Origin of the sequence: Isoptericola sp. S6320L, assembly GCF_023015685.1 — a bacterium.
GTDB lineage: Bacteria > Actinomycetota > Actinomycetes > Actinomycetales > Cellulomonadaceae > Isoptericola > Isoptericola halotolerans_A.
This window is the reverse complement of the sequence record NZ_JALKAT010000018.1, coordinates 37,332-60,963: the sequence shown is the minus strand read 5'-3', so window position 1 is coordinate 60,963 and position 23,632 is coordinate 37,332. Positions and strand designations below refer to the sequence as shown.

At 73.2% G+C, this 23,632-nt stretch carries 21 protein-coding genes and 1 pseudogene; 9 read left to right on the top strand and 13 right to left on the bottom strand.

Features of this window, described 5'->3' with window-relative positions:
- Positions 1-38: 38 nt before the first annotated feature.
- On the top strand, positions 39-1,673 hold the full coding sequence (locus MWU57_RS11320; protein ID WP_246909279.1) for a glycoside hydrolase family 32 protein: 1,635 nt from the start codon (positions 39-41) through the stop codon (positions 1,671-1,673).
- A 25-nt stretch (positions 1,674-1,698) separates the two neighbouring features.
- On the opposite strand, the gene MWU57_RS11315 is transcribed toward MWU57_RS11320, so the two are convergent.
- From MWU57_RS11315 to MWU57_RS11295, 5 genes are all read right to left on the bottom strand, one after another.
- A complete protein-coding gene (locus tag MWU57_RS11315) occupies positions 1,699-4,443 on the bottom strand; it encodes a glycoside hydrolase family 32 protein (protein WP_246909277.1) in 2,745 nt (914 codons plus the stop codon).
- 61 nt (positions 4,444-4,504) lie between these two features.
- Entirely contained in the window at positions 4,505-4,849 is a 345-nt protein-coding gene (locus MWU57_RS11310) for a putative quinol monooxygenase (RefSeq protein WP_246909275.1), read from the bottom strand.
- Positions 4,850-4,965: 116 nt separating this feature from the next.
- Positions 4,966-5,766 carry an ATP-binding cassette domain-containing protein gene (locus tag MWU57_RS11305; RefSeq protein ID WP_246909289.1) on the bottom strand — a complete coding sequence of 267 codons (801 nt, stop codon included), beginning with the start codon at positions 5,764-5,766 and terminating at the stop codon, positions 4,966-4,968.
- Positions 5,767-5,771: 5 nt separating this feature from the next.
- A complete protein-coding gene (locus MWU57_RS11300) occupies positions 5,772-6,800 on the bottom strand; it encodes an ABC transporter permease (protein ID WP_246909273.1) in 1,029 nt (342 codons plus the stop codon).
- Positions 6,801-6,805: 5 nt separating this feature from the next.
- Entirely contained in the window at positions 6,806-7,915 is a 1,110-nt protein-coding gene (locus tag MWU57_RS11295) for a substrate-binding domain-containing protein (protein WP_374108547.1), read from the bottom strand.
- A gap of 164 nt (positions 7,916-8,079) precedes the next feature.
- On the opposite strand from MWU57_RS11295, the gene MWU57_RS11290 reads away from it, so the two are divergent.
- Entirely contained in the window at positions 8,080-9,093 is a 1,014-nt protein-coding gene (locus tag MWU57_RS11290) for a LacI family DNA-binding transcriptional regulator (protein WP_246909271.1), read from the top strand.
- On the opposite strand, the gene MWU57_RS11285 is transcribed toward MWU57_RS11290, so the two are convergent.
- The gene (locus MWU57_RS11285; RefSeq protein WP_246909269.1) at positions 9,083-10,765 is read right to left on the bottom strand and encodes an ATP-binding cassette domain-containing protein; all 1,683 of its coding nucleotides are present in this window, start codon (positions 10,763-10,765) and stop codon (positions 9,083-9,085) included. The two genes, MWU57_RS11290 and MWU57_RS11285, sit on opposite strands and share 11 nt — an antisense overlap.
- 311 nt (positions 10,766-11,076) lie before the next feature.
- Between MWU57_RS11285 and MWU57_RS11280 the strand changes: the two genes are divergently transcribed.
- Positions 11,077-11,238 (top strand): hypothetical protein, encoded by a 162-nt coding sequence (locus tag MWU57_RS11280; RefSeq protein ID WP_246909268.1) that lies wholly within the window; start codon positions 11,077-11,079, stop codon positions 11,236-11,238.
- On the opposite strand, the gene MWU57_RS11275 is transcribed toward MWU57_RS11280, so the two are convergent.
- From MWU57_RS11275 to MWU57_RS11260, 4 genes are all read right to left on the bottom strand, one after another.
- Positions 11,193-12,026 (bottom strand): MerR family transcriptional regulator, encoded by an 834-nt coding sequence (locus tag MWU57_RS11275; protein ID WP_246909267.1) that lies wholly within the window; start codon positions 12,024-12,026, stop codon positions 11,193-11,195. The genes MWU57_RS11280 and MWU57_RS11275 overlap by 46 nt on opposite strands.
- Positions 12,019-13,272 carry an MFS transporter gene (locus tag MWU57_RS11270; RefSeq protein WP_246909266.1) on the bottom strand — a complete coding sequence of 418 codons (1,254 nt, stop codon included), beginning with the start codon at positions 13,270-13,272 and terminating at the stop codon, positions 12,019-12,021. The genes MWU57_RS11275 and MWU57_RS11270 overlap by 8 nt, the downstream gene beginning before the upstream one ends.
- A gap of 77 nt (positions 13,273-13,349) precedes the next feature.
- Complete coding sequence (locus tag MWU57_RS11265; RefSeq protein WP_106264400.1) at positions 13,350-14,564, bottom strand: pyridoxal phosphate-dependent aminotransferase; 1,215 nt, start codon at positions 14,562-14,564, stop codon at positions 13,350-13,352.
- Positions 14,565-14,624: 60 nt separating this feature from the next.
- Entirely contained in the window at positions 14,625-15,311 is a 687-nt protein-coding gene (locus MWU57_RS11260; RefSeq protein ID WP_246909265.1) for a pyridoxamine 5'-phosphate oxidase family protein, read from the bottom strand.
- A gap of 71 nt (positions 15,312-15,382) precedes the next feature.
- Here MWU57_RS11260 and MWU57_RS11255 point away from each other — a divergent pair, with 71 nt between their 5' ends.
- Complete coding sequence (locus MWU57_RS11255) at positions 15,383-16,870, top strand: PLP-dependent aminotransferase family protein (protein ID WP_246909264.1); 1,488 nt, start codon at positions 15,383-15,385, stop codon at positions 16,868-16,870.
- 36 nt (positions 16,871-16,906) lie between these two features.
- Positions 16,907-18,112 (top strand): Fic family protein, encoded by a 1,206-nt coding sequence (locus MWU57_RS11250; protein ID WP_246909263.1) that lies wholly within the window; start codon positions 16,907-16,909, stop codon positions 18,110-18,112.
- A 217-nt stretch (positions 18,113-18,329) separates the two neighbouring features.
- On the opposite strand, the pseudogene MWU57_RS18425 reads toward MWU57_RS11250, so the two are convergent.
- The 3 genes and pseudogenes from MWU57_RS18425 to MWU57_RS11235 form a co-directional block, all read right to left on the bottom strand.
- A pseudogene (locus MWU57_RS18425) lies at positions 18,330-18,419 on the bottom strand (SAM-dependent methyltransferase); the annotation flags it as partial.
- Positions 18,420-18,523: 104 nt separating this feature from the next.
- Positions 18,524-19,459, bottom strand: coding sequence for a transketolase family protein (locus MWU57_RS11240; RefSeq protein WP_246909262.1), 936 nt, complete (start codon positions 19,457-19,459; stop codon positions 18,524-18,526).
- Complete coding sequence (locus MWU57_RS11235) at positions 19,456-20,151, bottom strand: thiamine pyrophosphate-dependent enzyme (RefSeq protein ID WP_246909261.1); 696 nt, start codon at positions 20,149-20,151, stop codon at positions 19,456-19,458. The genes MWU57_RS11240 and MWU57_RS11235 overlap by 4 nt, the downstream gene beginning before the upstream one ends.
- Positions 20,152-20,204: 53 nt before the next feature.
- Here MWU57_RS11235 and soxR point away from each other — a divergent pair, with 53 nt between their 5' ends.
- The 4 genes from soxR (at position 20,205) to MWU57_RS11215 (ending at position 23,623) form a co-directional block, all read left to right on the top strand.
- On the top strand, positions 20,205-20,690 hold the full coding sequence (soxR, locus tag MWU57_RS11230) for a redox-sensitive transcriptional activator SoxR (RefSeq protein WP_308221176.1): 486 nt from the start codon (positions 20,205-20,207) through the stop codon (positions 20,688-20,690).
- A gap of 40 nt (positions 20,691-20,730) precedes the next feature.
- Positions 20,731-21,954 (top strand): NAD(P)/FAD-dependent oxidoreductase, encoded by a 1,224-nt coding sequence (locus MWU57_RS11225; protein WP_246909260.1) that lies wholly within the window; start codon positions 20,731-20,733, stop codon positions 21,952-21,954.
- A gap of 4 nt (positions 21,955-21,958) precedes the next feature.
- Positions 21,959-22,882: an RNA polymerase sigma-70 factor gene (locus tag MWU57_RS11220; RefSeq protein WP_246909259.1), complete on the top strand. Its 924-nt coding sequence runs from the start codon at positions 21,959-21,961 to the stop codon at positions 22,880-22,882.
- A 78-nt stretch (positions 22,883-22,960) separates the two neighbouring features.
- A complete protein-coding gene (locus tag MWU57_RS11215) occupies positions 22,961-23,623 on the top strand; it encodes an SDR family oxidoreductase (protein ID WP_246909258.1) in 663 nt (220 codons plus the stop codon).
- Positions 23,624-23,632 lie beyond the last annotated feature (9 nt).

Below are 23,632 nucleotides of genomic sequence, written 5' to 3'. Positions count from 1 at the left end.
GGCACCCCGAGGAGTACCGTGATCGAGGAGGAGGAGCCATGCCCACGCGCCGCGCGTTCCTGTCCGCCGCAGGCGCACTGTCGGCCTCTGGCCTCCTGGCGGCATGCACCCGCGGCGAAGCTCCGCCGCCCTCGCCGTCCACCCCCTCGCCGGCACCGGCACAGCCGTCACCACCGCCGTCGCCCGTCACCGAACCGTGGCGACCGCTGGTGCACTACAGCCCGCCCGAGGGCCGCCTGGCCGACCCGAACGGCCTCGTCTGGTACGAGGGCGAGTGGCACCTGTTCCATCAGCAGATGGGCACGTGGGCGCACGCCGTGAGTACCGACCTGATGCACTGGCAGACCTTGCCCACGGCCCTCGAGCACGACGTCCTCGGCCAGGCGCTGACCGGCGGTGTCGTGGTCGACGGGGCGAACACGTCGGGACTCTTCGTCGCCGGGACCGGGGGTCTGGCTGCCGTGTACACGAGCACCGACGGCGGCGAGGCGCAGAGCCTGGCCACCAGCGCGGACGCCGGCCGCACGTGGCAGCGCTACGCAGGGAACCCGGTGCTGGCGAACGACGGCCGGACCGACTTCCGCGATCCCGCCGTCTTCTGGCACGAGCCCACCGCGGCCTGGGTCATGAGCGTCTCTGTCGGCGACGCGATCGAGATCTTCCGGTCACCCGACCTGATCACCTGGACCTTCGCGAGCCGGTTCGGCGACGGACAGGGAACGCACGCCGGCGTCTGGGAGTGCCCCGACCTCTTCCCGCTGCCCGTCGACGGAGACCCGGACCGCACGGTGTGGGTCCTGCACGTCTCCGTCGGCACCAACGCCGAGACGGACGGGTCGACGGCTCAGTACTTCCTCGGCCACTTCGACGGGACGACGTTCGCGCGCGACCTCGCTCTCGAGGGCCGCACCGACCCCGCACAGTGGCTGCTCACCGACGTCGGGCAGGACTTCTACGCCGCCCGCACCTGGGAGCACGCCCCGGACGGCCGGCGCGTCTGGCTCGCCTGGATGGGGAACTGGGACTACCCCTACGCGGCACCGACCTCGCCGTGGACCAACGCCCTGTCGCTGCCTCGGGAGCTGGGGCTGCGCAGCGGGCCGGGAGGCGAGGTCCGCCTGACCCAGCAGCCGGTCGCCGAGCTCGACGGGCTGCGCGGCACGCCGTGGTCGCCCGATCTGCCTCCCGACGGCACGGTGGACGGCGAGCTGGTCCTCGCCCCGCCCGACGGCGTCACCGCCGGCGCCTACGAGATCCTGGCCGAGCTCGAGCCCCGTGCCGACGCGACGATCGGGATCCGCGTCCATCGCGGAGCCGACGGCGGCGGCACGGTCGTCGCCGTCGGGGCCGACCGGCTCGTGCTGGACCGCACCACGGGTGGTCCGCAGGACCTGACGGACCCCGACACCGGCGCCGACGTCCCGTTCGCCCGACGCCGGGAGGGCACGATCGGCCGTGTCACCGACGACGCCGGTACCGTCAGCCTTCGCGTCGTGGTCGACGCGTCCTCGGTCGAGGCGTTCGTCGGGACCGGCGCGCTGTCCGGCACACTGGTCGGCTTCCCTCCGCCGGACGCCACCGGTCTGTCGCTGGTGTCCGACGGAGGCGCGGGCCGGGTGCGCTCGGTCGTCGTGCACCCGCTCGCCCCGGCCCGTCCCGACCCGGCCGGGTGAGAAGCCGGGCACGAGTCTCCGCATCTCACCGCCGGCAGGGCACCGCGCCCGGCCGGCCCGGCTTGCCCACGCAGGCCGGTGCCGCCGGCCCGGTGTCGACGCGCACGGAGTCCGCCAGCGGGGTGACGGTCAACGACGCGATGCGGGCGCTGCCACCCTCGGCGAAGACGGACACCCCTGTCGACGCCGCATCCGGGAAGACCTGGCTGGTCACGGTCCTCAGCCCGTCGGCCGTCAGCGCCTCCACCGACGACCGATCGACGTAGACGCGCAGCCGCACCTTCCCGTCCGCCGTCGTCGAGGCGGCCAGCGGGGCGGACCAGGCACCAGCGAAGGCCGGGTGGAACCCGACGTCGCCCGAGCGGGTCCGGTCGACCTCGAGCCGTCCGCGACGTGCGTCGTACGCGACGACCGTCCCTTGCGCACCGGCCGTCCCCCCGTCGACCGCGAATCCCTCACCGGCACGGACGACGACACCCGCGCGCTCCGCGTCCTCCACCTCGAGGGTCACGTCGAGCCGGTAGGCGTCGAGGTCGCCCGACCGACGCAGGTCGAGCGGCACCGTGGAGTCGTCGACGTCCAGGTCCCGCACCCGCGTCGCCGCGGCGGGGGCGGCCAACCGGTCCACGCCGTCGACCACCTGCTGCGTGAGCTCGACCCGCCCGTCGGCCTCGGTGAGCGTCACCTCGCGGGGCAGCGTCATCACCGAGCGCCACGGCGAGGTGGGGATGTCCTGGGCGTAGGCCCAGTCGTTCATCCAACCGATCATGTACCGGCGGTCGTCCGGGGCGTTGTCGAACGAGACCGTCGCGTAGTAGTCGCGTCCCCAGTCCAGCCAGTCGTACCGCTCGGCTCCCGGCATGGCCGGGTCGTCTGTGGCGGTCACCTGGTCCACGAGGATGTGCCCCCACCCGCCGCGGTGGTTGTCGACGACGCGCAGGGTCGCCTGGGAGCCGCGCAGCTCCGCCACGTCCCAGCTCACCCAGTCCAGGTGCTCGGCGTCGTTGCCCGTCGCGGTGCGGACCACCTCACCGTCGACCACGAGGTTCACCGTCGTCTCGGAGCTGCGCGGCACGGCGGGTTCGTCGCCGACGACGACGTGGTCGAGCGTCAGGTGCCCCCACCCGCCGGTGGCCTCGTCCACGACCCGCAGCACGGCCTCGCGGCCGCGCAGGTCCGCGACGTCCCACGAGCGCCAGCGCAGGTCGCCGGCCTCGGGCCCGGTCAGGTGCCGCACGACCTCGCCGTCGACCAGGAGCTGGACCTGCAGGGTCTGTGCCGCGTCGCCCGCGCGCTTCCCGCCGCCGACGAGCATGCTCAGCCGGTCCCCGTCGAGGACGAACGGCGGGGAGGTCAGCGTGCCGACGTTGTCGTCCCCGTGCGGGCCGCCCTCCCAGGTGTTGAGGCGTCCCTCGCCGAGGTAGTACTCCCCGCCGGACGTGGACGGGCTGGACGTCGCGGCCAGGTGACCGGTGCCGGTCCAGCCGACGTCGGCGAGCGTCTGCCCGGCCGCACGCTGCTCGAACCCGTCCCACAGCAGCGTGCCCGCCGGCGGCTCGTTGCCGAGCTGACCACCGGCCACGTGCGGGTGGTTCCCGCCGCCGACCAGCATCGACAGCCAGTCGCGCTCGATGGTGAACGGTGCGGACTCCGCCGTCCCGGTCGGCGCGTCGTGCCCCACGAAGCTGTTCAGCAGAGAGTCCCCCACGTACCCGGTGACCTCCTGCTGCCCGGGGACGGTGCCGGCCACCGGTGCGGAGCCGAACGGCCCGGCCTCGGCGTGCGCCGGCTCGTTCCTCACGGTCCAGTCGCCCCAGCCGTTCTCGAAGTCCGCCAGCACCTCGCCGTCGGGCACCTCGACGCCCTCGACCGTGCGCTCCGGGGTGAACGTGGTGCCGTCGAAGTCGCCCACGAAGTACTGGCCACCCGAGCCGCCGGCCACCGCGCCCGGGTTGAGGTTGACGACCATGACCCAGCGGGTGTTCTCCGGGTCGCCGTCGACCGGCAGCTCGAACAGGTCCGGGCACTCCCAGATCCCGCCGGTGGCGTTGGCCGGCCCGAACGTCGACAGCTGGCTCCAGTCCTTCAGATCGTCCGAGCGGTACAGCAGCACCTGCCGGTCCAGTGCCTCGACGGCGGCCATCACCCAGTAGCCGCCGGCGGGCTCCTCGGCATCGTCGTACCAGAACACCTTCGGGTCGCGGAAGTTCGCGCTGTCGCGGTCGAGCACGGGGTTGTCCGCGTACTTCGTCCACGTGTAGCCGCCGTCGGTGGAGTAGGCCAGCGACTGCGCCTGGATCCCGGACAGCGTCGGGTGAGCGCCCGTGTACGCACTCGTGTAGACCGCCACGAGCGGCGGGTCCTCGACGGTGCCGAATCCGCTGGTGTTGCCGTGGTCCACGACCACCGAGCCCGAGAAGATGTCCTCGATCGCGACGCCGTCGTCGTCGAACGTCTGCGGGATCGCCAGCGGCTGCTCGGTCCAGGTCGCCAGGTCAGGGCTGGTCGCGTGGCCCCAGGACATGTTGCCCCAGCGGTTCCCGGACGGGTTGTGCTGGTAGTAGAGGTGGTAGGTGCCGTCGTGGTGCACGAGCCCGTTGGGGTCGTTCATCCAGTTCTGCTCGGGCGTGTAGTGGATCGCCGGCCGGAACGGCTCCGGCTCGGGTTCGGCGGATGCGGCTCCGGTCGCCGTCGTGACGCCGGCTCCGAGAGCGAGAGCGGCGGCGACGGCGGCGGGGACCCGCCGCAGGGCGCGGTCGAGCAAGGACATGGTCGAACTCCTTCGTCCGATGGGTGCGGGTGGTCGTGCTGCGCCGTCGAGCCAGGAGCGGCTACGCCGGCGTCAACCAGGTGAGGCGAGAGCCGCCGCCTTCCACCAGGTCGGTGATCGCGGCGTTGAAGGCCGCGCTGGGGGCTCCGCTCACGTGCGCGCGGAACGCGTCGTCGTCGGCGTAGACCTCGTAGACGAACCAGCGAGCAGGATCCGACTCGAGGCGGTGCGGCTCGAACGCGATGTTGCCCGGCTCGGCCCGCACCTGCTCGGTCAGCTCGACGACGAGCTCGGCGACCCGCTCCAGCGAGCCGGGCAGCGCCGTGAACTCGGCGTAGAGCGCTCTCGTCGTGCCGTCACCGCCTCGTCGCGGGGATCCGCCGCGGGCGCGGCCAGGCAGGGTCATGTCGAACTCCTTCGTCCGATCGTGTGCAGGCGGGGGATGGTGCAGCGCGGCCGGGGCGGCACGCGTGCCCGACGGCGGCACACCTGCGGGTGCACCGCCGTCGGGCGGGTGGTCCTCTACCCCGTGGCGGCGCCCGTCATGATCGCGACGGCCTCGGTCATGCTGTGCGACTGCGGGGTGATGGTGGCTGCCCGCCGTCCCAGACGCTGGATGTGGATGCGGTCGGCGATCTCGAAGACGTGCGGCATGTTGTGGCTGATGATGATCACCGGCACCCCCTTGTCGCGCAGGGTGCGCACCAGCTCCAGCACCTGGCCGGACTCGCGGACGCCGAGGGCCGCCGTCGGCTCGTCGAGCACGACGACCTTGGAGCCGAACGCGGCGGCGCGGGCCACGGCGACCGCCTGGCGCTGGCCGCCGGACAGGTTCTCCACCGGGACGGTGACGTCCTGCAGCGTCGAGATGCCGAGGTCGCGCAGCTGGTGCTCGGCGCGCTCCCGCATCCCCTTCTTGTCGGTCATGCGGAACACCGACCCCAGCACACCGCTGCGACGCACCTCGCGACCGAGGAACAGGTTCGAGGCGATGTCGAGCGACGGTGCGACGGCGAGCGTCTGGTACACCGTCTCGATCCCGGCGGCGCGGGCGTCCTGGGGTCGCTTGAAGTGCACGGGCCGGCCGTCGAGCAGGATCTCGCCCCGGTCGGGGATCTCGGCTCCGGTGAGGCACTTGATGAGCGTGGACTTGCCGGCGCCGTTGTCACCGATGACGGCGAGCACCTCGCCGGGGTAGAGCTCGAGCCCCACCCCGTCCAGGCCGACGACGCGGCCGAACGTCTTGACCAGGTCGCGCGCCTGGAGCACGGGGGTGGCCGTCGGTGCGGTCCCCGGGTGGTCCGGGGTGGTTGTCGCGTCCATGGCGGTCACTTGCGCACCTTCCTGATCCACTGGTCGAGCGAGACGGCGACGATCACCAGGACGCCCACCGCGAGCGTCTGGTAGAGCACGTCGAGACCCGCGAGGGACAGCCCGTTGCGGAACACACCCACGATGAGTGCACCGAGCAGGGTCCCCCAGACGACTCCGCGCCCGCCGAACAGGCTGGTCCCGCCGATGACGACGGCGGTGATGGAGTCGAGGTTCATGTCCACGCCCACGTTGGGGCTCGCGGCGTTGGCGCGACCGATCTGGATCCAGGCGGCCAGCGCCAGGATCGCGCCGGCCGCGAGGTAGACGCTCAGGAGCACCCGGTTGACGCTGATCCCGGACAGCCGGGCGGCGTCCTTGTCGTCCCCGACGGCGTACACGTGCTTGCCCCACGCCGTGCGGGACAGGGCGACCGCGACGACCACGTAGGCCGCGAGCATGAGCAGCACCCCGGTGGAGACGCGCACGCCGAGCACGTCGAACGTCGTGCCGGTCCAGGTGAGCGCGGCCGGGAGGTCACCCCCGCGCACCGTGGCGCCGTGCGAGTACAGGAGCGCCAACGCGGTGAACACGTTGAACGTCCCGAGGGTGGCGATGAACGGCGGCAGCTTGAAGCGGGTCACGAGGAACCCGTTTAGCCCGCCGCAGGCGATCCCTGCGAGGAGTCCGACGAGCAGGGCCACGACGGCCGGGGCGCCCGATCCGCTCGCCACCTGCGCCATCACCATGGAGGCCAGCACCATCACCGAGCCGACGGACAGGTCGATGCCGGCGGTGAGGATGATGAGCGTCTGGGCCACGGCCAGGGTCCCCACGACCGCCACCTGCTGGGTGATCAGCGACAGGTTGGACGGTGCGAGGAAACGGTCGTTGAGGATCCCGAACACGATGACCGACAGCACCAGCACGATCGCCGGGCTGAGCGCGGGGTAGCGGTGGAGGACGCCGCGGGCCCGTTCGAGAGGGCTGCGGTGGTCGAGGAACGCGGCGGCCGGGTCGGGCGCCGTGGTGGTAGCAGCGGTCATGGCTATCAGCCCCAGCAGATGTCGGTCGCCGCGGCGGCGTCGATCGAGTCGACGCCGTCGACGGGCTCGTTCGTGACCAGCTCGACGCCGGTGTTGAAGAAGTCGAGTCCCTCGGTGGTCTCGGGCGCCGTACCGGTGGTGGCGAGCTGGGCGATGGCCTCGACGCCGAGCTCCGCCATCTTCACCGGGTACTGCTGGCTGGTGGCGTCGATGATGCCCTGCTCGACGTTGTCCACGCCGGCGCAGCCACCGTCGACCGACACCACGAGGACGTCGTCGCCGGCCTTGCCGGCCGCCTCGAGGGCCTGGTAGGCGCCGTACGCTGCGGGCTCGTTGATGGTGTAGACGACGTTGACGTCCGGGTTCTTGGCCAGGAGGTTCTCCATGGCGGTGCGACCGCCGTCCTCGGCGCCCTGGGACGCCTCGTTGCCGACGATCTCGTAGTCACCGCCGCTGTAGGTCCCGGTCGCCGCCTCGTCGCCGTTGGCCTGCGGGTCGGCGACGTCGATGCCCATGCCCTCCAGGAAGCCCTGGTCCCGGTCGACGTCGACGGAGACCACCTTGTCGTCGAACAGGTCGAGGAGCGCGATCGTGGCCTTCTCCCCCTCGAGCGCTCCGGCGGTCCACTCGCCGATCTTCTGGCCGGCGAGCCGGTTGTCGGTGGCGAAGGTGATGTCGACGGCATCGGCCGGGTCGGGCGGGGTGTCCAGGGCGATGACGTAGAGACCGGCCTCGCGCGCCCGGTCCAGAGCGTCGACGACGGACGGCCCGTTGGGCGTGATGAGGATGCCGGCGTCGCCACGGGCCACGGAGTTCTCGATCGCCTGGATCTGCGCGTCCTCGTCGCCGTCCTCGCGCCCGGCGGCGAGCGTGAGCGCGACGCCGTGCTCCTCGGCGGCGGCCTCGGCGCCGTCCTGCATGGCCACGAAGAACGGGTTGGTGGTGGTCTTCACGATGAGGGAGACACCCACATCGTCGCCCTCGACACCGTTGTCAGCGCCAGCCTCCTCGTCCGCGCCACTGCCACAGGCAGAAAGTGCCAGGGCTGTCGCAGCGAATGCGCAGGTCAAGAGCGTCTTCTTCGGGAACTTCCGGGGTGTGAGCGTCGCGTTCACCGTCGAACTCCTTGGATTGAGGGCCTCTCGACCCGACAACGTTGTCAGGTGCCTTTGTAGTCGAGGCGCGCGGTATGGTCAACCCAGCCGGACCAGGGAGTGACCAGATCGTGACATCGGTGTCAGACAGACCAGCGTCTCGGGCGAGCGGACGGCGTCCGACCATGCGCGACGTCGCCCGGCTCGCCGGCGTCGGCATCAAGACCGTCTCGCGCGTCGTCAACGGGGAACCCAACGTCTCCCCCACGACGACCGAGAAGGTGCGGGCCGCCGCCGCGCAGCTCAGCTACGAGCCCGACCTGCACGCAGGCAACCTGCGCCGCAGCGGTGGCCGGACCCAGACGCTCGGGTTGCTCGTCTCCAGCGTCGCGAACCCGTTCGCCGGCCAGGTGCACCGCGCCATCGAACGCGTGGCCACCGCGCACGGGTACGCCGTCCTCGCGGCGAGCCTGGAGGACGACCCTGCCGCCGAGCTGCGCGCCGTGAGCGCACTCGCTCGCCGTCGGGTCGACGGGTTCATCGTCACCCCGGTCCGCGACGACCAGTCCTACCTGCAGGTCCACGCCGATCGAGGGTCACCCGTCGTCAGCGTCGACCGGGAACCGACGGGCGTCGAGACCGACAGCGTCGTCACGTCCAACCACGACGGCGCCCGCGGTGGCGTCCGGCACCTCGTCGATCACGGTCACCGGCGGATCGCGTTCCTCGGCGACCTCGAACGCATCCAGACCGCGCGCCTGCGACGCGAGGGGTACTTCCACGGGATGGCCGACGCCGACCTCGAGGTCGACCCGGACCTGGTGGTGATGGGGCTGCACGACGACGCCAGCGCCACCGCCGTCGTCGCGCGGCTGATCGCCCAGGCAGACCCGCCGACGGCGATCCTCTCGGGACAGAACCTCTTGACGATCGGCGCTATCCGAGCGTTGCAGCAGGCCGGTCGGTCCCGCGACGTCGCCCTGGTCGGGTTCGACGACGTCGAGGCTGCCGACCTCGTCGAACCACGAGTGACGACGATCGCCCAAGATCCGGACCGCATCGGCCGCCTCGCCGCCGAGCGCATGTTCGCCCGCCTCGACGGCGACACGAGCCCACCGCGCCAGCTCGTCGTGCCGACCCGGCTCGTCGTCCGCGGCTCCGGCGAGATCCCCGGGCCGGGCGTGCCGCCTACCGCCTGACCTCGGCCAGCGCCCCGTCCCGCCCCAGCGCCAGCTCCGCCGTCAGCCCGACCCGCTCCAGGAACGACCGGTCGTGGCTCACGACCAGCAGTCCGCCGCGGTACGCGGCCAGCGCCTGCACGAGCTGGTCGACGCTGGCCAGGTCCAGGTTGTTCGTCGGTTCGTCCAGCACCAGCAGCTGGGCCGGCGGGTCGGCCAGCAGGAGCCCCGCCAGGGCCACCCGGAACCGCTCGCCGCCCGAGAGGGTCCGCACCGGCCGGTCGACCTGGTCGCCGCGCACCAGGAACCGCGCCAGACGGTTGCGCAGCTCGCCCGGCACGACGTGCGGCGCCCGGCGCCGGACCTCGTCCAGCACCGTCGCCGCGTCGTCCAGCCCGTCCAGCCGCTGGGGCAGGTAGCCCACGCGCTCGGTGAGCCGCTGCGCCGTGGCCCGCGGGGCGCCGTCGGGCCCGGCCCCGTCCGGCCCGCCGGCGCCCGTGCCGGACGCGCCGGTGCCGACCAGCTGCTCGAGCAACGTCGTCTTGCCGACGCCGTTCGGGCCGGTCAGCGCGAAGCGCTCGGGTCCGGCGAGGACGATCTCGCGGCCGTCGGCACCGCGCAGGACGGCGAGGCGGCGACCGGCGGGCACGTCAGGATCGGGGAGGTCGACGACGATGCGGTCGTCGTCGCGCACGGCGCGCTCCGCGGTGGCCACGGCCTCGCGGGCCCGCGACTCGGCCTCGGCGGCGGCGCCGCGACGGGCCCCCTGCGACTTCTCGGCGGCGTTGCGCCGGTCGTCCACCACGGCCTTGACGTACTTCCGGTTGGCCACGTCCTTGCGTCCCTGCCGCTCGGAGTGGGCGATGCGCTCCTGGACCTCGATGCGCTGCCGCTTCTCGCGCCGGAGCCGCTGCTCGGCGTCCCGCAACGTCGAGCGCGCAGCCTCCTGCTGCACCGCCAGCCACTCCTCGTACTGCGCATAGGTACCGCCGAACGTCGTCAGGCCACCGGTGCGCAGCTCCGCCGTCGCGTCCACGAGCTCGAGCAGCTCGCGGTCGTGCGACACCACGACGAGGGCGCCACGCCAGGTCCGCACCAGCTCGTGCAGGCGTTCGCGGGCACGGCCGTCGAGGTTGTTCGACGGCTCGTCCAGCAGCACCACGTCGGCCGCCCGGAGCCGGACGCCCGTGACGGCGGTCAGCACGGCCTCGCCGCCGGACAGCGTGCCGACGCGGCGGTCGAGCACCCCACCCGGGGACGAGCCGGCCGATACCGCGGCAGAGGACCCCGCGAGGACGTCGGCCGCGTCGAGCGCGGCGACCGCCCGCTCCTCCAGGTCCCACCCGTCGGAGCCGACGACGTCGAACAGCTCGGGGCGGACGTCGCCGTCGGCGATGGCGCGCACGGCGTCGACCACGTGCCGCACCCCGAGCAGGTCGGCGACGGTCGCGTCCGTGTCCAACGTGATCCGCTGGGGCAGGTGGTCGACGGTGCCGGCGACGGTGACCGAGCCGGAGGTGGGGGTCAGCCGGCCGGCGATCAGGTGCAGCAGGGTCGACTTGCCGGTGCCGTTGAGGCCGACCAGCCCGGTACGGCCCGTGGCGAAGGCGCCGGACACGCCGGCGATCGGGGTGGCCCCGTCGGGCCAGGAGAAGGTGAGGTCGTGCAGGACGACGGCGGGAGTAGAGGGCACAGGAGCTCCGGGGGACGCTGCGGCGTGCGCCGACGTCGTCCACCCGCCAGGAGGTGCACCGGTCCGGGTGCGGGCGAGCAGAGGTCAGCGCGAGGTCGAGGGACCGCCGTCCGTGTCCGTCACCGAGAATCCTTCCGCCCGCCCCCTCTCACACGCGGCCTGCCCGCGGGGACGACGACGAGGATGCCACCGACGAGGCGCCGGCGCAACGGTTTTCCGGCCGCCGTCACGGCTGTTGCGGGCACTCGGGGCCCGTGGTTGCGTCGCTCGCGGGACAGCCGCCGCGAGTGGTACGGCTTCCACCGGAACGCGTGACGTCCGTGCGGGGCGAGACCCGCACGCTGCTGACCTGCACCGCCGAGGAGTTCCTCGTCAACGCACAGCTCGATGCCTACGAGCTGGACGAGCAGCAGGGCGACCCGCGCGTCTACTCCCAGAACTGGGAGCGGCGCATCCCGCGCGACCTGGTCTGAGGCGGGGGCTCGACGGCGACCTCGTCCCCCGTGCTTCGCTCCACGAGCCGGGCCTCCAGGAGCTTGAAGGCCCGCAGCTGCTGCTCGTTGAGCAGGGTGTCGGTGAACTCGGTGAAGTAGTCCTCCGTGCCGCCCAGGTCGAGCGGGACCCGGGCGGAAGCGAGCTCGTCCACGACCGGACCGTAGACCTCCAGGAAGGCGTCGACCAGGGCCGTGACCTCCGCGTCCGAGCTGCTGGGACCGAGCAGGTCGAACCGCTCCGACAGGTCGCTCCCTCGCGCGGCGAGGAGGGCGTCGCTGAGCCGTTCGTAGAGCCTGGCGAGGTGGGGCATCCCCTCCTCGCCGGCCAGGTGGGCCAGCAGGACCGTCTGGTCACGGTCGATCCGCGCCAGGACGCCCACCGACGGGGAGGCACGGAAGAAGGGGGCCAGCTCCGGTGGCAGGTCGGGCGCCGCGTGGTGGTCGCGGAGCTGTGCGATCACCTCCCGCTGACGCGCGAGCCGGGCCATCTGGCCGGCCAGCTCTCGGTCCAGCTCCTCCAGGAGCTGGTCGGAGTCGGCCGCCGGACCGTCGGTCTCCGTCCTCTCGAGCAGGGCCGGCACCTGTGCGAGCGGGATCCCGAGGGCCGCCAGGCGCCGGATCCGCAGGACGCGGACCAGGTCGTGCACGTCATAGCGGCGATAGCCGTTGCCGCCACGCGCGGGTTCGTCGAGGACGCCGACCCGGTGATAGTGGCGCAACGTCCGCACCGAGACCCCGGCGAGCCGGGCCAGCTCGCTGCTACGCACCGGTCCTCACCACCGTCGCCTCCGTCTCCTCCGTGGGTTCCAGGCTACGCAGCGACCGCACGGACAGCCCGACCACCGCGGCGACCGACCACACGCCCGCGAGCGTGATCGCTGCCGCCTCCAGGCTGGCGAGCTCGGTGACGACGGCAGCCACGACGATCCCGAGCGGTGGACCGGCGGTCATCATCGAGTTCTGCGTCCCCATGACGCGGCCGCGCATCTGCTCGGGAATCCGTTCGATCATCAGCACCCCGACGAGGCTGCTGAACAACCCGCCGGACAGCCCGACGACGAACGCACCGGCGAACACCACCCACACCGAGGCGAGCGTCGCGACGACGGCGAAGCCCACGGTGGTCCCGACGATCCCGGCGACGAACCACCACCGGCGCCGTCCCCGCGCCCCGAGCAGCGCATAGGCGCCGCCGCCGAGGAGCATCCCCGCCGCCAGCGCCGTCAGGACGTACCCGAGCATGCCCGGCTGGTCGGCGAGCGTGAAGTAGACCGGCAGGACCAGGCCCTGCAGCGCGGCGAGCACCACCACCGAGACGATGCTGAGCATCGTGGTCGCCCTGAGGAACCGGCTGCGGAACAGCACGCGCCACCCCTCCCGCAGCTGGGCCCAGCCGCTCGCCGCCACGGCGTCCGTGTCGGCCTGGGGGAGGTCGCGGGCGATGTCACCGACCCGGTGCGGGACGAGGAGCGTGACGAGGGCGGCGAGCAGGGACGTCCCCGCGGTGATCCACAGGACGGTCGACCCGTCGAACACCACCATGAGGGTGCCTGCTGCCGCGGGGCCGAGCAGCATCGCCACCGCCCCCAGGCTCTCCCGGAGGCCCATCAGCCGTTCGGCGGAGATGTTGCCGTGCCGGACGATCGCGGGCAGGAGGGCGTCCCGCGCGGTCAGGCCCGGCACGTCGCCGACGGACCCGATGATCCCGAACAGGATGAACCAGCCGAGGTTCAGCCCGCTGACCAGGTCGACGATCGGCAGGGCCGCGATGGCGGCTGCGGAGACGAGGTCGGTGAGCACCGAGGACGTGCGCCGGTTGATCCGGTCGATCACCACGCCCATGAAGAGGCCGGCGAGGACCGCGGGGACGGCGGTCGCCGCGGCGAGCGCCCCCATCCCCAGCACGCTCCCGGTCATCTGGAGCACGATCAGCGGCAACGCGATCCCGGCGACGGAGTTGCCCAGCAGGGACAGCGTGTAGGAGGAGAGGTAGGCGATCGGGACGAGTCTCATGGGACCAGTGAGAACTATGACGTCGCGTCGGGGTCAAGGGTGACGTCCGGCACTGGTCCCGCCGCAGGTCGACCCGTCTACCGCCGCGTCGCCAGGAACTCCCCGATCCGGCCGATGGCCTCCTCGAGCACCTCGACGTCGGGCAGGGTGACGAGCCGGAAGTGGTCGGGCGCCGTCCAGTTGAACCCGGTGCCGTGCGTGACCAGGATCTTCTTGGCGCGCAGCAGCTCGATGACGAAGTCCTGGTCGTCGTCGATCGCGTACACCTCCGGGTCGAGGCGCGGGAAGCAGTACAGCGCACCGCGGGGTCGCACGGAGGACACCCCGGGGATCTCGTTCAGCAGCCGGTCCGCGAGCATCGTCTGCTCGTAGAACCGCCCGCCGGGCACGATGAGCTCGTCGATGGACTGGTAGCCGCCGAGCGCCGTCTGGATGGCGTGCTGGGCCGGCACGTTGGCGCACATGCGCATGTTGGCGAGCAGCGTGAGGCCCTCGAGAAACTCGGTCGCGGTCTCCTTCGGGCCGGAGATCATGACCCAGCCGGCCCGGTAGCCGCACACCCGGTAGGCCTTCGACAGCCCGCTGAACGTCAGGCACAGCACGTCGTCCCCGGCGGCGGTGGCGGCGTGGTGGTGGACGGCGTCGTCGTACAGGATCTTCTCGTAGATCTCGTCGGCCATGACGACGAGGTCGTGGCGCCGTGCGATGTCGACGAGCGCCTCGACCATCTCCTTGCTGTACACCGCACCGGTGGGGTTGTTCGGGTTGATGATCACCAGGGCGTGGGTGTTCTCGGTGATCTTCGACTCGATGTCCGCCAGGTCGGGCATCCATCCGTTCGCCTCGTCGCACGCGTAGTGCACGGGCGTGCCGCCGGTCAGCGTCACGGCGCCCGTCCACAGGGGGTAGTCCGGTGCGGGCACGAGGATCTCGTTGCCGTCGTCGACGAACGCCTGCAGCACCATCGAGATGAGCTCGGAGACGCCGTTGCCGATGAACACGTCGTCCACCATGGTGTCCCGCAGACCGCGGGACTGGTAGTACTGCGCGACGGCGGTGCGGGCCTCGTAGATGCCCCGCGAGTCGCTGTACCCCTGCGCCTCGGGCAGGTGGTGGACCACATCGGCGAGGATCGCCTCGGGTGCCTCGAAGCCGAACGGCGCCGTGTTGCCGATGTTCAGCTTGAGGATGCGATGACCCTCGGCCTCGAGACGCTGAGCCTCGGTCAGGATGGGGCCACGGACGTCGTATCGGACGCCGCGGAGCTTCTTGCTCTGTCGGATGGTGCGCACCGGGCCATCCTCGCCGGTCCGTCCCCCTCGCGCGAACAGCCAATCCGACACGCGTGGCCCTTACCCCTGGCCCAGGCGTGCCACCAGCGCCTCGACCGACGGCGCGACGGGGGTCCCGGCAGCAAGATCACCGGGCACCGGGGTGCCGGCACGGACCGCGAGCGGGAGCACGCCGGCCCAGACGCCGTGGTCCTCACCGTCGTCCAGCCGCTCGCCGACGCCGCCCGAGCGGGTCTTCACGCTCACCCGGTCGAGCGGCACCTGGAGCACCTGCGTGGCGGCGACCTCCTTGGCGGTCATCTCGCGCACCTCGGCGCGGCGCCCCGGCATGAGGTGGTCGCCGATCTGCCACAGCGCCTCGACCCGCTGCTCGCGGGGGACCACGGTGGCGCGCCCGGCGATCATCGCGGAGCGGTAGTTGGCCGAGCTGTCGTTCAACGACCTGGCGTAGACCAGCCCGTCCAGGTGCGAGATCGCCACGGAGACGGGCAGGCCGTCCGTCCCGGCGTCGAGGAAGAGCCCGCCGCCGGTGGAGCCGTGCAGCAGGAGGCGGCGGCCGAGCCCGTCGTCCAGGTCGCCGACGCCGTACAGGTAGGGCAGCACCACCGGGTACCCGTCGCGGACCATCGCGACGTGGGCGAGGAACCCGTCGGCGAGGATCCCGTCGAGGACGGCGGGGTCGTGGGTCTGGCGGTCCGGCTTGCGGCGGACGGTCGTGCTGGGGCAGGCGGTGGTCTCTGTGGTCACGGCTCCGAACCTACGGACAGATCTGGACTACCCTGTAGTCCACTCCCCGCCAGAACGGATGGTCCACTTCGATGCCCGACGATGCCTCCCCCGGCGGCACGCCCCGGACCAAGGTCGCCCGTGTGGCCGGCCTCGTGCGCGGCATGGTCCACGACGGCCGCCTGGCCGAGGGGGACCCGCTGCCCTCCACCCGCTCGCTCGCCACCGAGCTGGGCGTGGCCCGCGGCACCGTCACCGCCGCCTACGAGCAGCTCGACGGCGAGGGATACGTGGTGCTGCGCCACGGCACCGTGCCACGGGTCGCGGCGACGCTCGCACCGGCCCGCACCGAGGCTCCCGCCGAGCGGGCCGCGCGCCCGCGTTCGGCACCACCCGCTCCCGCCGGCCCGACGGCGCGCCCCACCGCCGTCGTCGACCTCGAGCCGGGCGTCCCGTCCGTCGCCGCCGTCTCCGAGCGGGACTGGCGCGCCGCATGGCGGCACGCGGCCGCCGTCCCGCTGGAGGCCCGCTACCCCGACCCGGCGGGAGAACCGGCCCTGCGCACCCAGATCGCGAACCAGCTCGCCCTGAGCCGCGGCTTCGCGCCGGACGCCGGACGCGTCGTGGTCACCAGCGGCACGGCGGAGGCCATCTCCCTGGTCACCGAGACGCTCGCCCGACGAGTCGGGCCGGGCGGCCGCCGTGCCCGGGTCGCCGTCGAGAATCCCGGCTACCGCGCAGGCCGCCGCGCCATCGAGTCCGCGGGCGGCGCCGTCGTCCCCGTGCCCGTCGGCGACGGCGGCATGGACCTGGCCGCCCTGCGCGCCGCCCACGCCCGCGAGCGCCTCGACGCCGTGCTGGTCACGCCGAGCCACCAGTACCCGCTGGGCGGGGCCATGCCCGTGGCACGGCGGCACGAGCTGGTGGCCTGGGCCGCCGCCGAGGGCGTCCTGGTGGTCGAGGACGACTACGACTCCGAGTTCCGCCACCGCGGTTCCCCGCTGCCGGCAATGGCCGCGCTCGACGACCGCGGCGTCGTCGTGCACGTCGGGTCCTTCTCCAAGGTGCTCGACCCGCGGCTGCGGTGCGGCTACCTGGTGCTCCCGGCGGGCAGCCCGTCGTGCAACACCCTGCCCGACGACGGCACCCCGGCCGGGGCGGGCATCCTCGCGGCGCGCTCGGGTCGGGGCGCCACCGTGGCGAGCGTGACCCAGCACGCGCTGGCCCACCTCATGTCCACCGGTGCGCTGCGTCGTCACGTCGCCCGCTGCCGCCGCGACTACCGGACCAAGCGCCGGATCGTGTCCGAGGCCTTCGACGGTGCGGACGGTGTGCAGGTCCGAGCGCTGGACGGCGGGCTGCACGCAGTCCTCGAGCTCGACCGCATCCCGGCGGCGGACCTGGTCGCACGGCTCGCGGACCGCGGCGTGCGGGTCGCCGACCTGCAGGACTACGTGGTGCCGGGGTCTGGTCTAGAGCTGAACGGCATCGTGCTCGGCTATGCGCCGCCGTCGGCCACCGTGCTGCGCGGCGCGCTGCGCACGATCCGCGCAGAAGCTGGATCAGATCGGAAGCCTTGATCCACGTTTCGGCGAAACATGGATTAAGATGGCTGGGTGCTCCACGTTCCTGCGCAGGAATACATCGACGAGTACTGGGTTGCCGAGTCCGACGGGATGGCGAGCCGGTCGGCGATGGCCGCTGCCTCCGGGCCCTACCGGTCGTCGGTGCCGCCCTCGATCGCCACGTGGGCCCCGTCGATCCCGGCCGACCTCACCGCCAACACCGAGGAAGCGACCGCAGCACTGAGCCGGTTCGACTCGTACGCGGCGGCAACCCTCGGTGCCGTGAGCCCCACGCTCGGCCCGATGAGCGCGATCTTGCTACGCACCGAGTCGACCTCGTCCTCCCAGATCGAGAATCTCACCGTCGGCGCCCGGCAGCTCGCACTCGCCGAGCTCGACCAGTCGTCCTCCGAGAACGCACGGACCGTCGTGGCCAACGTGCGAGCGATGGAGGCTGCGCTCGACCTCGCCGAGCGGTTCGACACGAGCGCGATCCTCGCGATGCACCGGGCGTTGCTGTCCGGACAACGAGGCTGGGAGGACCACGCAGGCCGATGGCGCGAACAGCTGGTGTGGATCGGCACGAGCGCGCTCAGCCCACGGGGCGCCTCTCACGTGGCCCCGCAGGCCCCGCTCGTCGCGCCCGCCATGGAGGACCTCGTGCACCTCGTCGCACGGGAAGACCTGCCGGTCCTCGTCCAGGCGGCCGTCGCGCACGCCCAGTTCGAGACCATCCACCCGTTCACCGACGGCAACGGACGGACCGGACGCGCGATCGTGCACTCGATCCTCCGGGCTAAGGGCATCACGACGACGACGATCGCCCCCGTGTCTGCCGGCCTCCTGACGCAGACCGAACAGTACTTCGACGCCCTGACGGCCTACCGGGACGGCGACGCACGCCCCATCGTCGAGAGATTCTCCGACGCCGCCCGGTTCGCGGCCACGTCGGGGTCACGGCTCGTGGACGACCTCGCTGAGCAGGTCGAGACGTCCCGGGCGCAGCTCCACGGGCTCCGGTCGCAGGCAGCGGCGTGGACCGTGCTCCCTCATCTTGTCTCGCACCCGATCATCAACGCACGGTTCCTCACCAGTCATCTGGGGATGGGGAACCAGAGCGCGCACAACGCCTTGGCACAGCTGGCCGACGCCGGAGTCCTGGTCGAACGTACGGGCCAGCGTCGCAACCGCGTGTGGCAGCACCCGGGGGTGCTCACCGTCCTCGACGAGTACGCCCGGATGCTGCTGCGGCAGTAGCTGGCGGGTTCAGCAGCGGCGGGCGACGATCGCTGCGTGGGGGCGGTTTCCGTCGTCGGCGCGGCGCTCGACCTCCTGGACCTCGAACCCCGCCCGCTCGAGCAACGCACTCATCTCCGGGACCGGCCAGAACCAGGCGGTCGTGACGGCGTGCTCGACGAAGGACGCGGAGGTCGACGCCCTCGACGTCGCAGCCCTGCCTCGCCAGGAAGTCCGTCCAGTGGCCGGAGCCGCAGCCCGCGTCGAGGACCGGCCCCGTGAGACCGGTCGCCCAGGTCGCGATGCGGGCGCGAGCCAGTTCGGGCATCGCCTCGACGGATCCCAGCCGGTCGATGTACTCCGCCGCACGTCCGGCACAGGCCGCGGACACCTCGAGGCGCGTCATGCCCCGAGTCTTGCAGGCCACGCGGCTCAGCCCAGCAGCGCCTTCACCTGCCGCCGCACGCCCGCGGCATCCAGACCGTGCGCGGCGGCGTGGTCCCGCGGGGTGCCGTACCGGCGCAGCTCGGCGTCCTGGGGCACCCCGACGTGCAGCACGCGCGACGGCCGGTCGGCCAGCGCCGCCGCCACGGGCGCAGCGCTCGTCCCCGCCAGGTACGGCTCCACGACCGCGAGCACCGGCGTCGGCCCGGCCAGGTCGCGCAGCCCGGCCGCGTCGAGCGGGTGCGGCGTGCCGGCGTACGCCACGCGGACCGGCAGGTCGCGCGTGGCCTCGAGAACGACGTCGAGCATCGGCCCGACGGCGAGCACCAGCGGCGCGCTCGACTCGCCGGCCTGCCCCCCGAGCGCGACGTCACGCACCAGGTGGACCCACCCGTCCACCGGCTGCGGCTTCGCGTTGCGCTGCCCCGAGAGCCGCACGTAGACCCGCCCGCTCCGCGCGGCCTCCCGGTGCAGGATCTCCGCGACCTCGTCGCCGTGGCCGGGCACGTGCACGGTCCAGCCGGGCAGCGCCGAGATCAGCGCGACGTCGCCGGGCGCCTGGTGCGTGCGCCCGCCGGAGCTGACGTCGTACGACGCCCCGGCGCTGACCAGCAGCGCGCCGACGTCCTGGTGGCCCAGGTCGAGCTTCACCTGCTCGTAGGCGCGTTCCACGAGGAACGGCGCGAAGGTGTGCACGATCGGCCGCCGCCCGGCCAGCGCGAGACCGCCGGCCACGCCGATCATGGCCTGCTCACGGATCCCCACGTCGACCACCTGGCCGGGCCGCCGGGCGATGGTGTCGCCGACGTAGCCGGCCCCGATGACCGCCAGCACGAGGACGGCGTCCGGGTTCGCGGCGAGCACCGGGTCCAGCTCGGCATAGAACCGGGAGCGCGCGTCGGGGACACCGCCGGCCGCGTTCATGCCGCCACCTCCGGACCTGCCGGCACGTCGACGACGACGGCGGTGGGCCGGTCGGGCGCGGTGGCCCGCAGCGCGGCCGAGAGCGCCGCGTGGTCGCGCGTGCCGACGTCGGCCGCCGCCCAGCCCTCGAGCGCGAAGCGCGCGCCGATGCCGCCGGGCCAGCCGAGGTTGTCGCTGTGGTTGTCCACGACGACGCAGCTCAGGTTGTCGAGGCCGAACCGGCCGGCGACGGCGATCGCCTCGGCGTTGCTGCCCTCGTCCAGCTCGGCGTCGCCCACGAGGACGACGACGCGTGCCCGCGACCGGTCTCGCAGCCCCAACGCCATGCCGACGGCGATCGGCAGACCGTGCCCGAGCGAGCCGCTGCCGATCTCGATGCCGGGCACGAGCGTCCGGTCGGGGTGGTGGCCCAGCGGCGAGTCCCAGGAGGCGACGTCGTCGAGCCACTCCGCCGGGAAGAAGCCCCGGGCGGCCAGCACGGCGTACGTGGAGGCCGGGCCGTGCCCCTTGGAGAGGAGGAACCGGTCCCTGTCCGGATGCTCAGGGTCGTCCGGGAACACGCGCAGCACCTGGTCGTACAGGACCCAGACGACATCGAGCGTGGAGTGGGCGCTGGGGTCGTGCTTCTCGTCGCCGGTGACGCGGGCGACGAGGTCCACGACGGGCCGCGGGACGGTGCCGGAGGATGTCATACCGCGATCGTGTAAGTTCAACCTCGCTTGAGGTCAAGAGGACGGGAGGCAGCGTGCCGATCGAGCGATACCTGACCATCGGCGAGGTCGCGCAGCGCAGCGGCGTGGCGCCGTCGGGCCTGCGCTACTACGAGTCGCTCGGGCTGATCTCCTCCGAGCGCACCCCGGGCAACCAGCGCCGCTACGAGCGCACCACGTTGCGGCGGGTGGCGTTCATCCGGACAGCGTCGCGCGTGGGGCTCACGCTGGACGAGATCGGCGAGGCCCTCGCGACCCTGCCCGAGGCCCGGACCCCCACCGCCGAGGACTGGACGCGACTCTCGCGCTCTTGGCGCCCCCTGCTGGACGCGCGCATCGCAGCCATCGAGCGACTCCGCGACGACCTCGACTCGTGCATCGGCTGCGGCTGCCTCTCGCTGGAGCGCTGCGTGCTGCAGAACCCCGCCGACCGCGCCGCCGCGCTCGGTCCGGGCGCGCGGTACCTGGAGGGCGACAGCCCGCTGGACGCCGCGCGCGCGGCCGGCAGGTCCACCGCCTGACCCGGTGTCACACCCACGGACGCTGTCTCGTCCCGTGGGTATGAGCACACACACCACACGCACCACGCCCAGCACCCACGTCCTCGTCGTCGGCGCCGGGTTCGCCGGCGGCATGGCAGCGGTCCGGCTCGCGGGACGCTCCCGCGGCCGGGTGCGCGTCACCGTCGTCAACCCGCGCCCGACGTTCGTCAACCGGCTGCGCCTGCACCAGGTCGCCACCGGTCAGCACGTCCCGGCACCCGACATCGGCCGGATGCTCGGGACCGACGTCGCGTTCGTCGAGGGCTGGGTCACAGCCCTCGACCCGGACGCCGGCCGGGCCACGATCTCCGGACCGGACGGCGTGCGGACCCTCGGGTTCGACCGCGTCGTCCTCGCCACCGGCAGCACCACCGAGCCGGTGCCGGTCCCCGGCGGCGAGCACGCGCACGGCGTCGCCGACCTGACGGCGGCCCAGCGCCTGCGCTCCGCGTTCGCCGACCTGCCCGCCGGGGCGGACGTCGCCGTCGTCGGCGGCGGGTTCACCGGGCTCGAGACCGTCGGCGAGCTGGCCGGGAGCCGGCCCGACCTCAGGGTCCGGCTGGTGACCTCCGGCGCGGCCACCGGTTGGTTCGGGCCCCGGGCCGCAGCGCACGTCAGCGCCAGCCTGGACGGGCTCGGCATCGAGTCCGTCGAGGGCAGCCGCGTCCGGTCCGTCGAGCCCGACCGCCTCCTGCAGGACGACGGCGCCGAGGTCCCGTCCGACCTGACCGTCTGGTGCGGCGGCTTCGCCGCGCCGCCCCTGGCCCGCGAGGCGGGCCTCGCCGTGGACCCGGCCGGGGCGGTCCTGACCGACGGCGCCCTGCAGTCGGTGTCCCACCCGCAGGTCCTAGCCGTCGGCGACGCCGGGCACACGGTCGCGCCCCACGGCGGCCGGTACAGCATGTCGTGCCAGTTCGCGTTCCCCTCGGGCGCGCACGCCGCCGACGTGCTGGCCGCCGAGGCCCTCGGCACGGTCCCCGACGGCGGTCCGGCACCGCTCGACCTCGGGTTCCAGGGGCGCTGCGTCAGCATCGGCGGCCGCGCCGCCGTGCTGCAGGTCACCGACCGCGACGACGTCGCGACCGACCGCGCGCTGACCGGACGCGCCGCCGTCGTGGCGAAGCGCTTCCAGGTGCGCGGCGTGGTGGCCGCGATCGGCGTCGCCCGCCGCGTGCCGGGCGCGATCCGCTGGCCCGGTTCCGACCGCGCGGCCGCCGCGGTCGCGGCGCCGGTGGCAGGCTGAGCAGATGTCCCGCACCGAGGAGTTCACGGCGCTGCGGCCGCTGCTGTTCGCCATCGCCTACCGGATCCTGGGCAGCGTGAGCGAGGCCGAGGACGCCGTGCAGGAGACCTGGCTGCGCTACGAGGGCACGACGGCGGAGCCGGCGTCGGTCAAGTCGTTCCTGTCCGCCGTCGTCACCCGGATCTCGATCGACGTGCTCCGCTCGGCGCGGGTGCGCCGCGAGGAGTACACCGGCGCTTGGTTCCCCGAACCGCTGCTGGACGACCCGTACGAGGACCCGGAGCGCTCCGCCGAGCTCGCCGACTCGGTGTCCATGGCGGCGCTGCTCCTGCTCGAGCGGCTCAGCCCGCTGGAGCGGGCGGTGTTCGTGCTGCGCGAGGTCTTCGCGTTCGACTTCGCCGAGATCGCCGGGGCGGTGGACCGCTCGGAGTCGGCCTGCCGGCAGCTCGCGGTCCGGGCCCGCCGGCACATGGCTGCCGGCCGGCCCCGGTTCGACGCCGACCGCCGCGAGCGCGAGGAGCTCGCGGCCCGGTTCGTCGAGGCCTTCCGCGAGGGCGACGTCGACGGCCTCACCGAGCTGTTGGCGGCCGACGTCCTGGTGACCGGGGACGGCGGCGGCAAGGCGCCGGCCTTCCCCCGGCCGGTCTCGGGCAGGGAGAAGGTGGTCCGGGCGTTCGCGGCCTTCGCCGACCTGTTGTCGGCGGGCGACCTCGTGGTCGAGCAGCACGAGGTCAACCACCAGCCGGGCCTGGTCGTCTCGACCGCGGAGCGCGAGCTCCTCGCCGTCATGGCGCTCGACGTGCTCGACGGGCACATCCAGACGGTCCGCGGGGTGATGAACCCCGACAAGCTCGCGCACCTGGGCCCCGTGGCCGACGCCTGGGCGGTGCAGGCCCGGGCGGTCCGGGCCCGGCACGAGCAGTCGTGACTCCTCGCTGGCGTCCGACGCCGACGTAGGTCACGGTGGGAGCGTCCGTCCACAGTCCTCAGAACCCCGGAGGTCCTCATGAAGGTCGTCGTCATCGGTGCGCTCGGCAAGGTCGCGCGCCACCTGCTCCCGCTGCTCGCCGGTCGCGGGGACGACGTCGTCGGCGTGGTCCGCAAGCCCGCCCAGCTCGACGAGGTGACCGACCTGGGCGCCGAGGCGCTGCTCCTCGACATCGAGCAGGCGAGCACCGAGGAGATCGCGTCGGCGCTCGATGGCGCCGACGCCGTCGTCTGGTCCGCCGGTGCCGGGGGCGGCAACCCGGACCGCACCTACGCCGTCGACCGCGACGCCGCGATCCGCTCCATGGACGCGGCCGCGAACGCCGGCGTGCCCCGCTACGTGATGGTGTCCTGGATCGGCTCGGTCCCGGACCACGACATCCCCGCCGACTCGAGCTTCTACGCCTACGCGGACGCCAAGCTCGCCGCCGACGACCACCTGCGAGGTACCGCCCTCGACTGGACGATCCTCGGACCGGGCAGCCTCACCGACGACGACCCCACCGGTCGCATCGAGCGCGTGGCGGAGGGCGTGAGCCTCGCCCGCGGCGAGGACTCGGCCGTCCCCCGGGCGGACGTCGCCCAGGTGGTGGCGGAATCCTTGCGCGAGCCGACGACCGTCGGCCGGTTCGTCCGGTTCCGCAGCGGCGAGACGCCCGTCGTCGACGCGCTGCGCGGCTGAGGACGCCGG

Bases quoted from the DNA above. Each gene is read 5' to 3' on its own strand.
- MWU57_RS11240 (WP_246909262.1), bottom strand. From the start codon at position 19,459: ATGAACGCGGCCGGCGGTGTCCCCGACGCGCGCTCCCGGTTCTATGCC.
- MWU57_RS11215 (WP_246909258.1), top strand. From the start codon at position 22,961: ATGAAGGTCGTCGTCATCGGTGCGCTCGGCAAGGTCGCGCGCCACCTG.
- MWU57_RS11225 (WP_246909260.1), top strand. From the start codon at position 20,731: ATGAGCACACACACCACACGCACCACGCCCAGCACCCACGTCCTCGTC.
- MWU57_RS11305 (WP_246909289.1), bottom strand. From the start codon at position 5,766: ATGGACGCGACAACCACCCCGGACCACCCGGGGACCGCACCGACGGCC.
- MWU57_RS11300 (WP_246909273.1), bottom strand. From the start codon at position 6,800: ATGACCGCTGCTACCACCACGGCGCCCGACCCGGCCGCCGCGTTCCTC.
- MWU57_RS11310 (WP_246909275.1), bottom strand. From the start codon at position 4,849: ATGACCCTGCCTGGCCGCGCCCGCGGCGGATCCCCGCGACGAGGCGGT.
- MWU57_RS11255 (WP_246909264.1), top strand. From the start codon at position 15,383: ATGCCCGACGATGCCTCCCCCGGCGGCACGCCCCGGACCAAGGTCGCC.
- MWU57_RS11320 (WP_246909279.1), top strand. From the start codon at position 39: ATGCCCACGCGCCGCGCGTTCCTGTCCGCCGCAGGCGCACTGTCGGCC.
- MWU57_RS11235 (WP_246909261.1), bottom strand. From the start codon at position 20,151: ATGACATCCTCCGGCACCGTCCCGCGGCCCGTCGTGGACCTCGTCGCC.
- MWU57_RS11270 (WP_246909266.1), bottom strand. From the start codon at position 13,272: ATGAGACTCGTCCCGATCGCCTACCTCTCCTCCTACACGCTGTCCCTG.
- MWU57_RS11290 (WP_246909271.1), top strand. From the start codon at position 8,080: ATGCGCGACGTCGCCCGGCTCGCCGGCGTCGGCATCAAGACCGTCTCG.
- MWU57_RS11220 (WP_246909259.1), top strand. From the start codon at position 21,959: ATGTCCCGCACCGAGGAGTTCACGGCGCTGCGGCCGCTGCTGTTCGCC.
- MWU57_RS11315 (WP_246909277.1), bottom strand. From the start codon at position 4,443: ATGTCCTTGCTCGACCGCGCCCTGCGGCGGGTCCCCGCCGCCGTCGCC.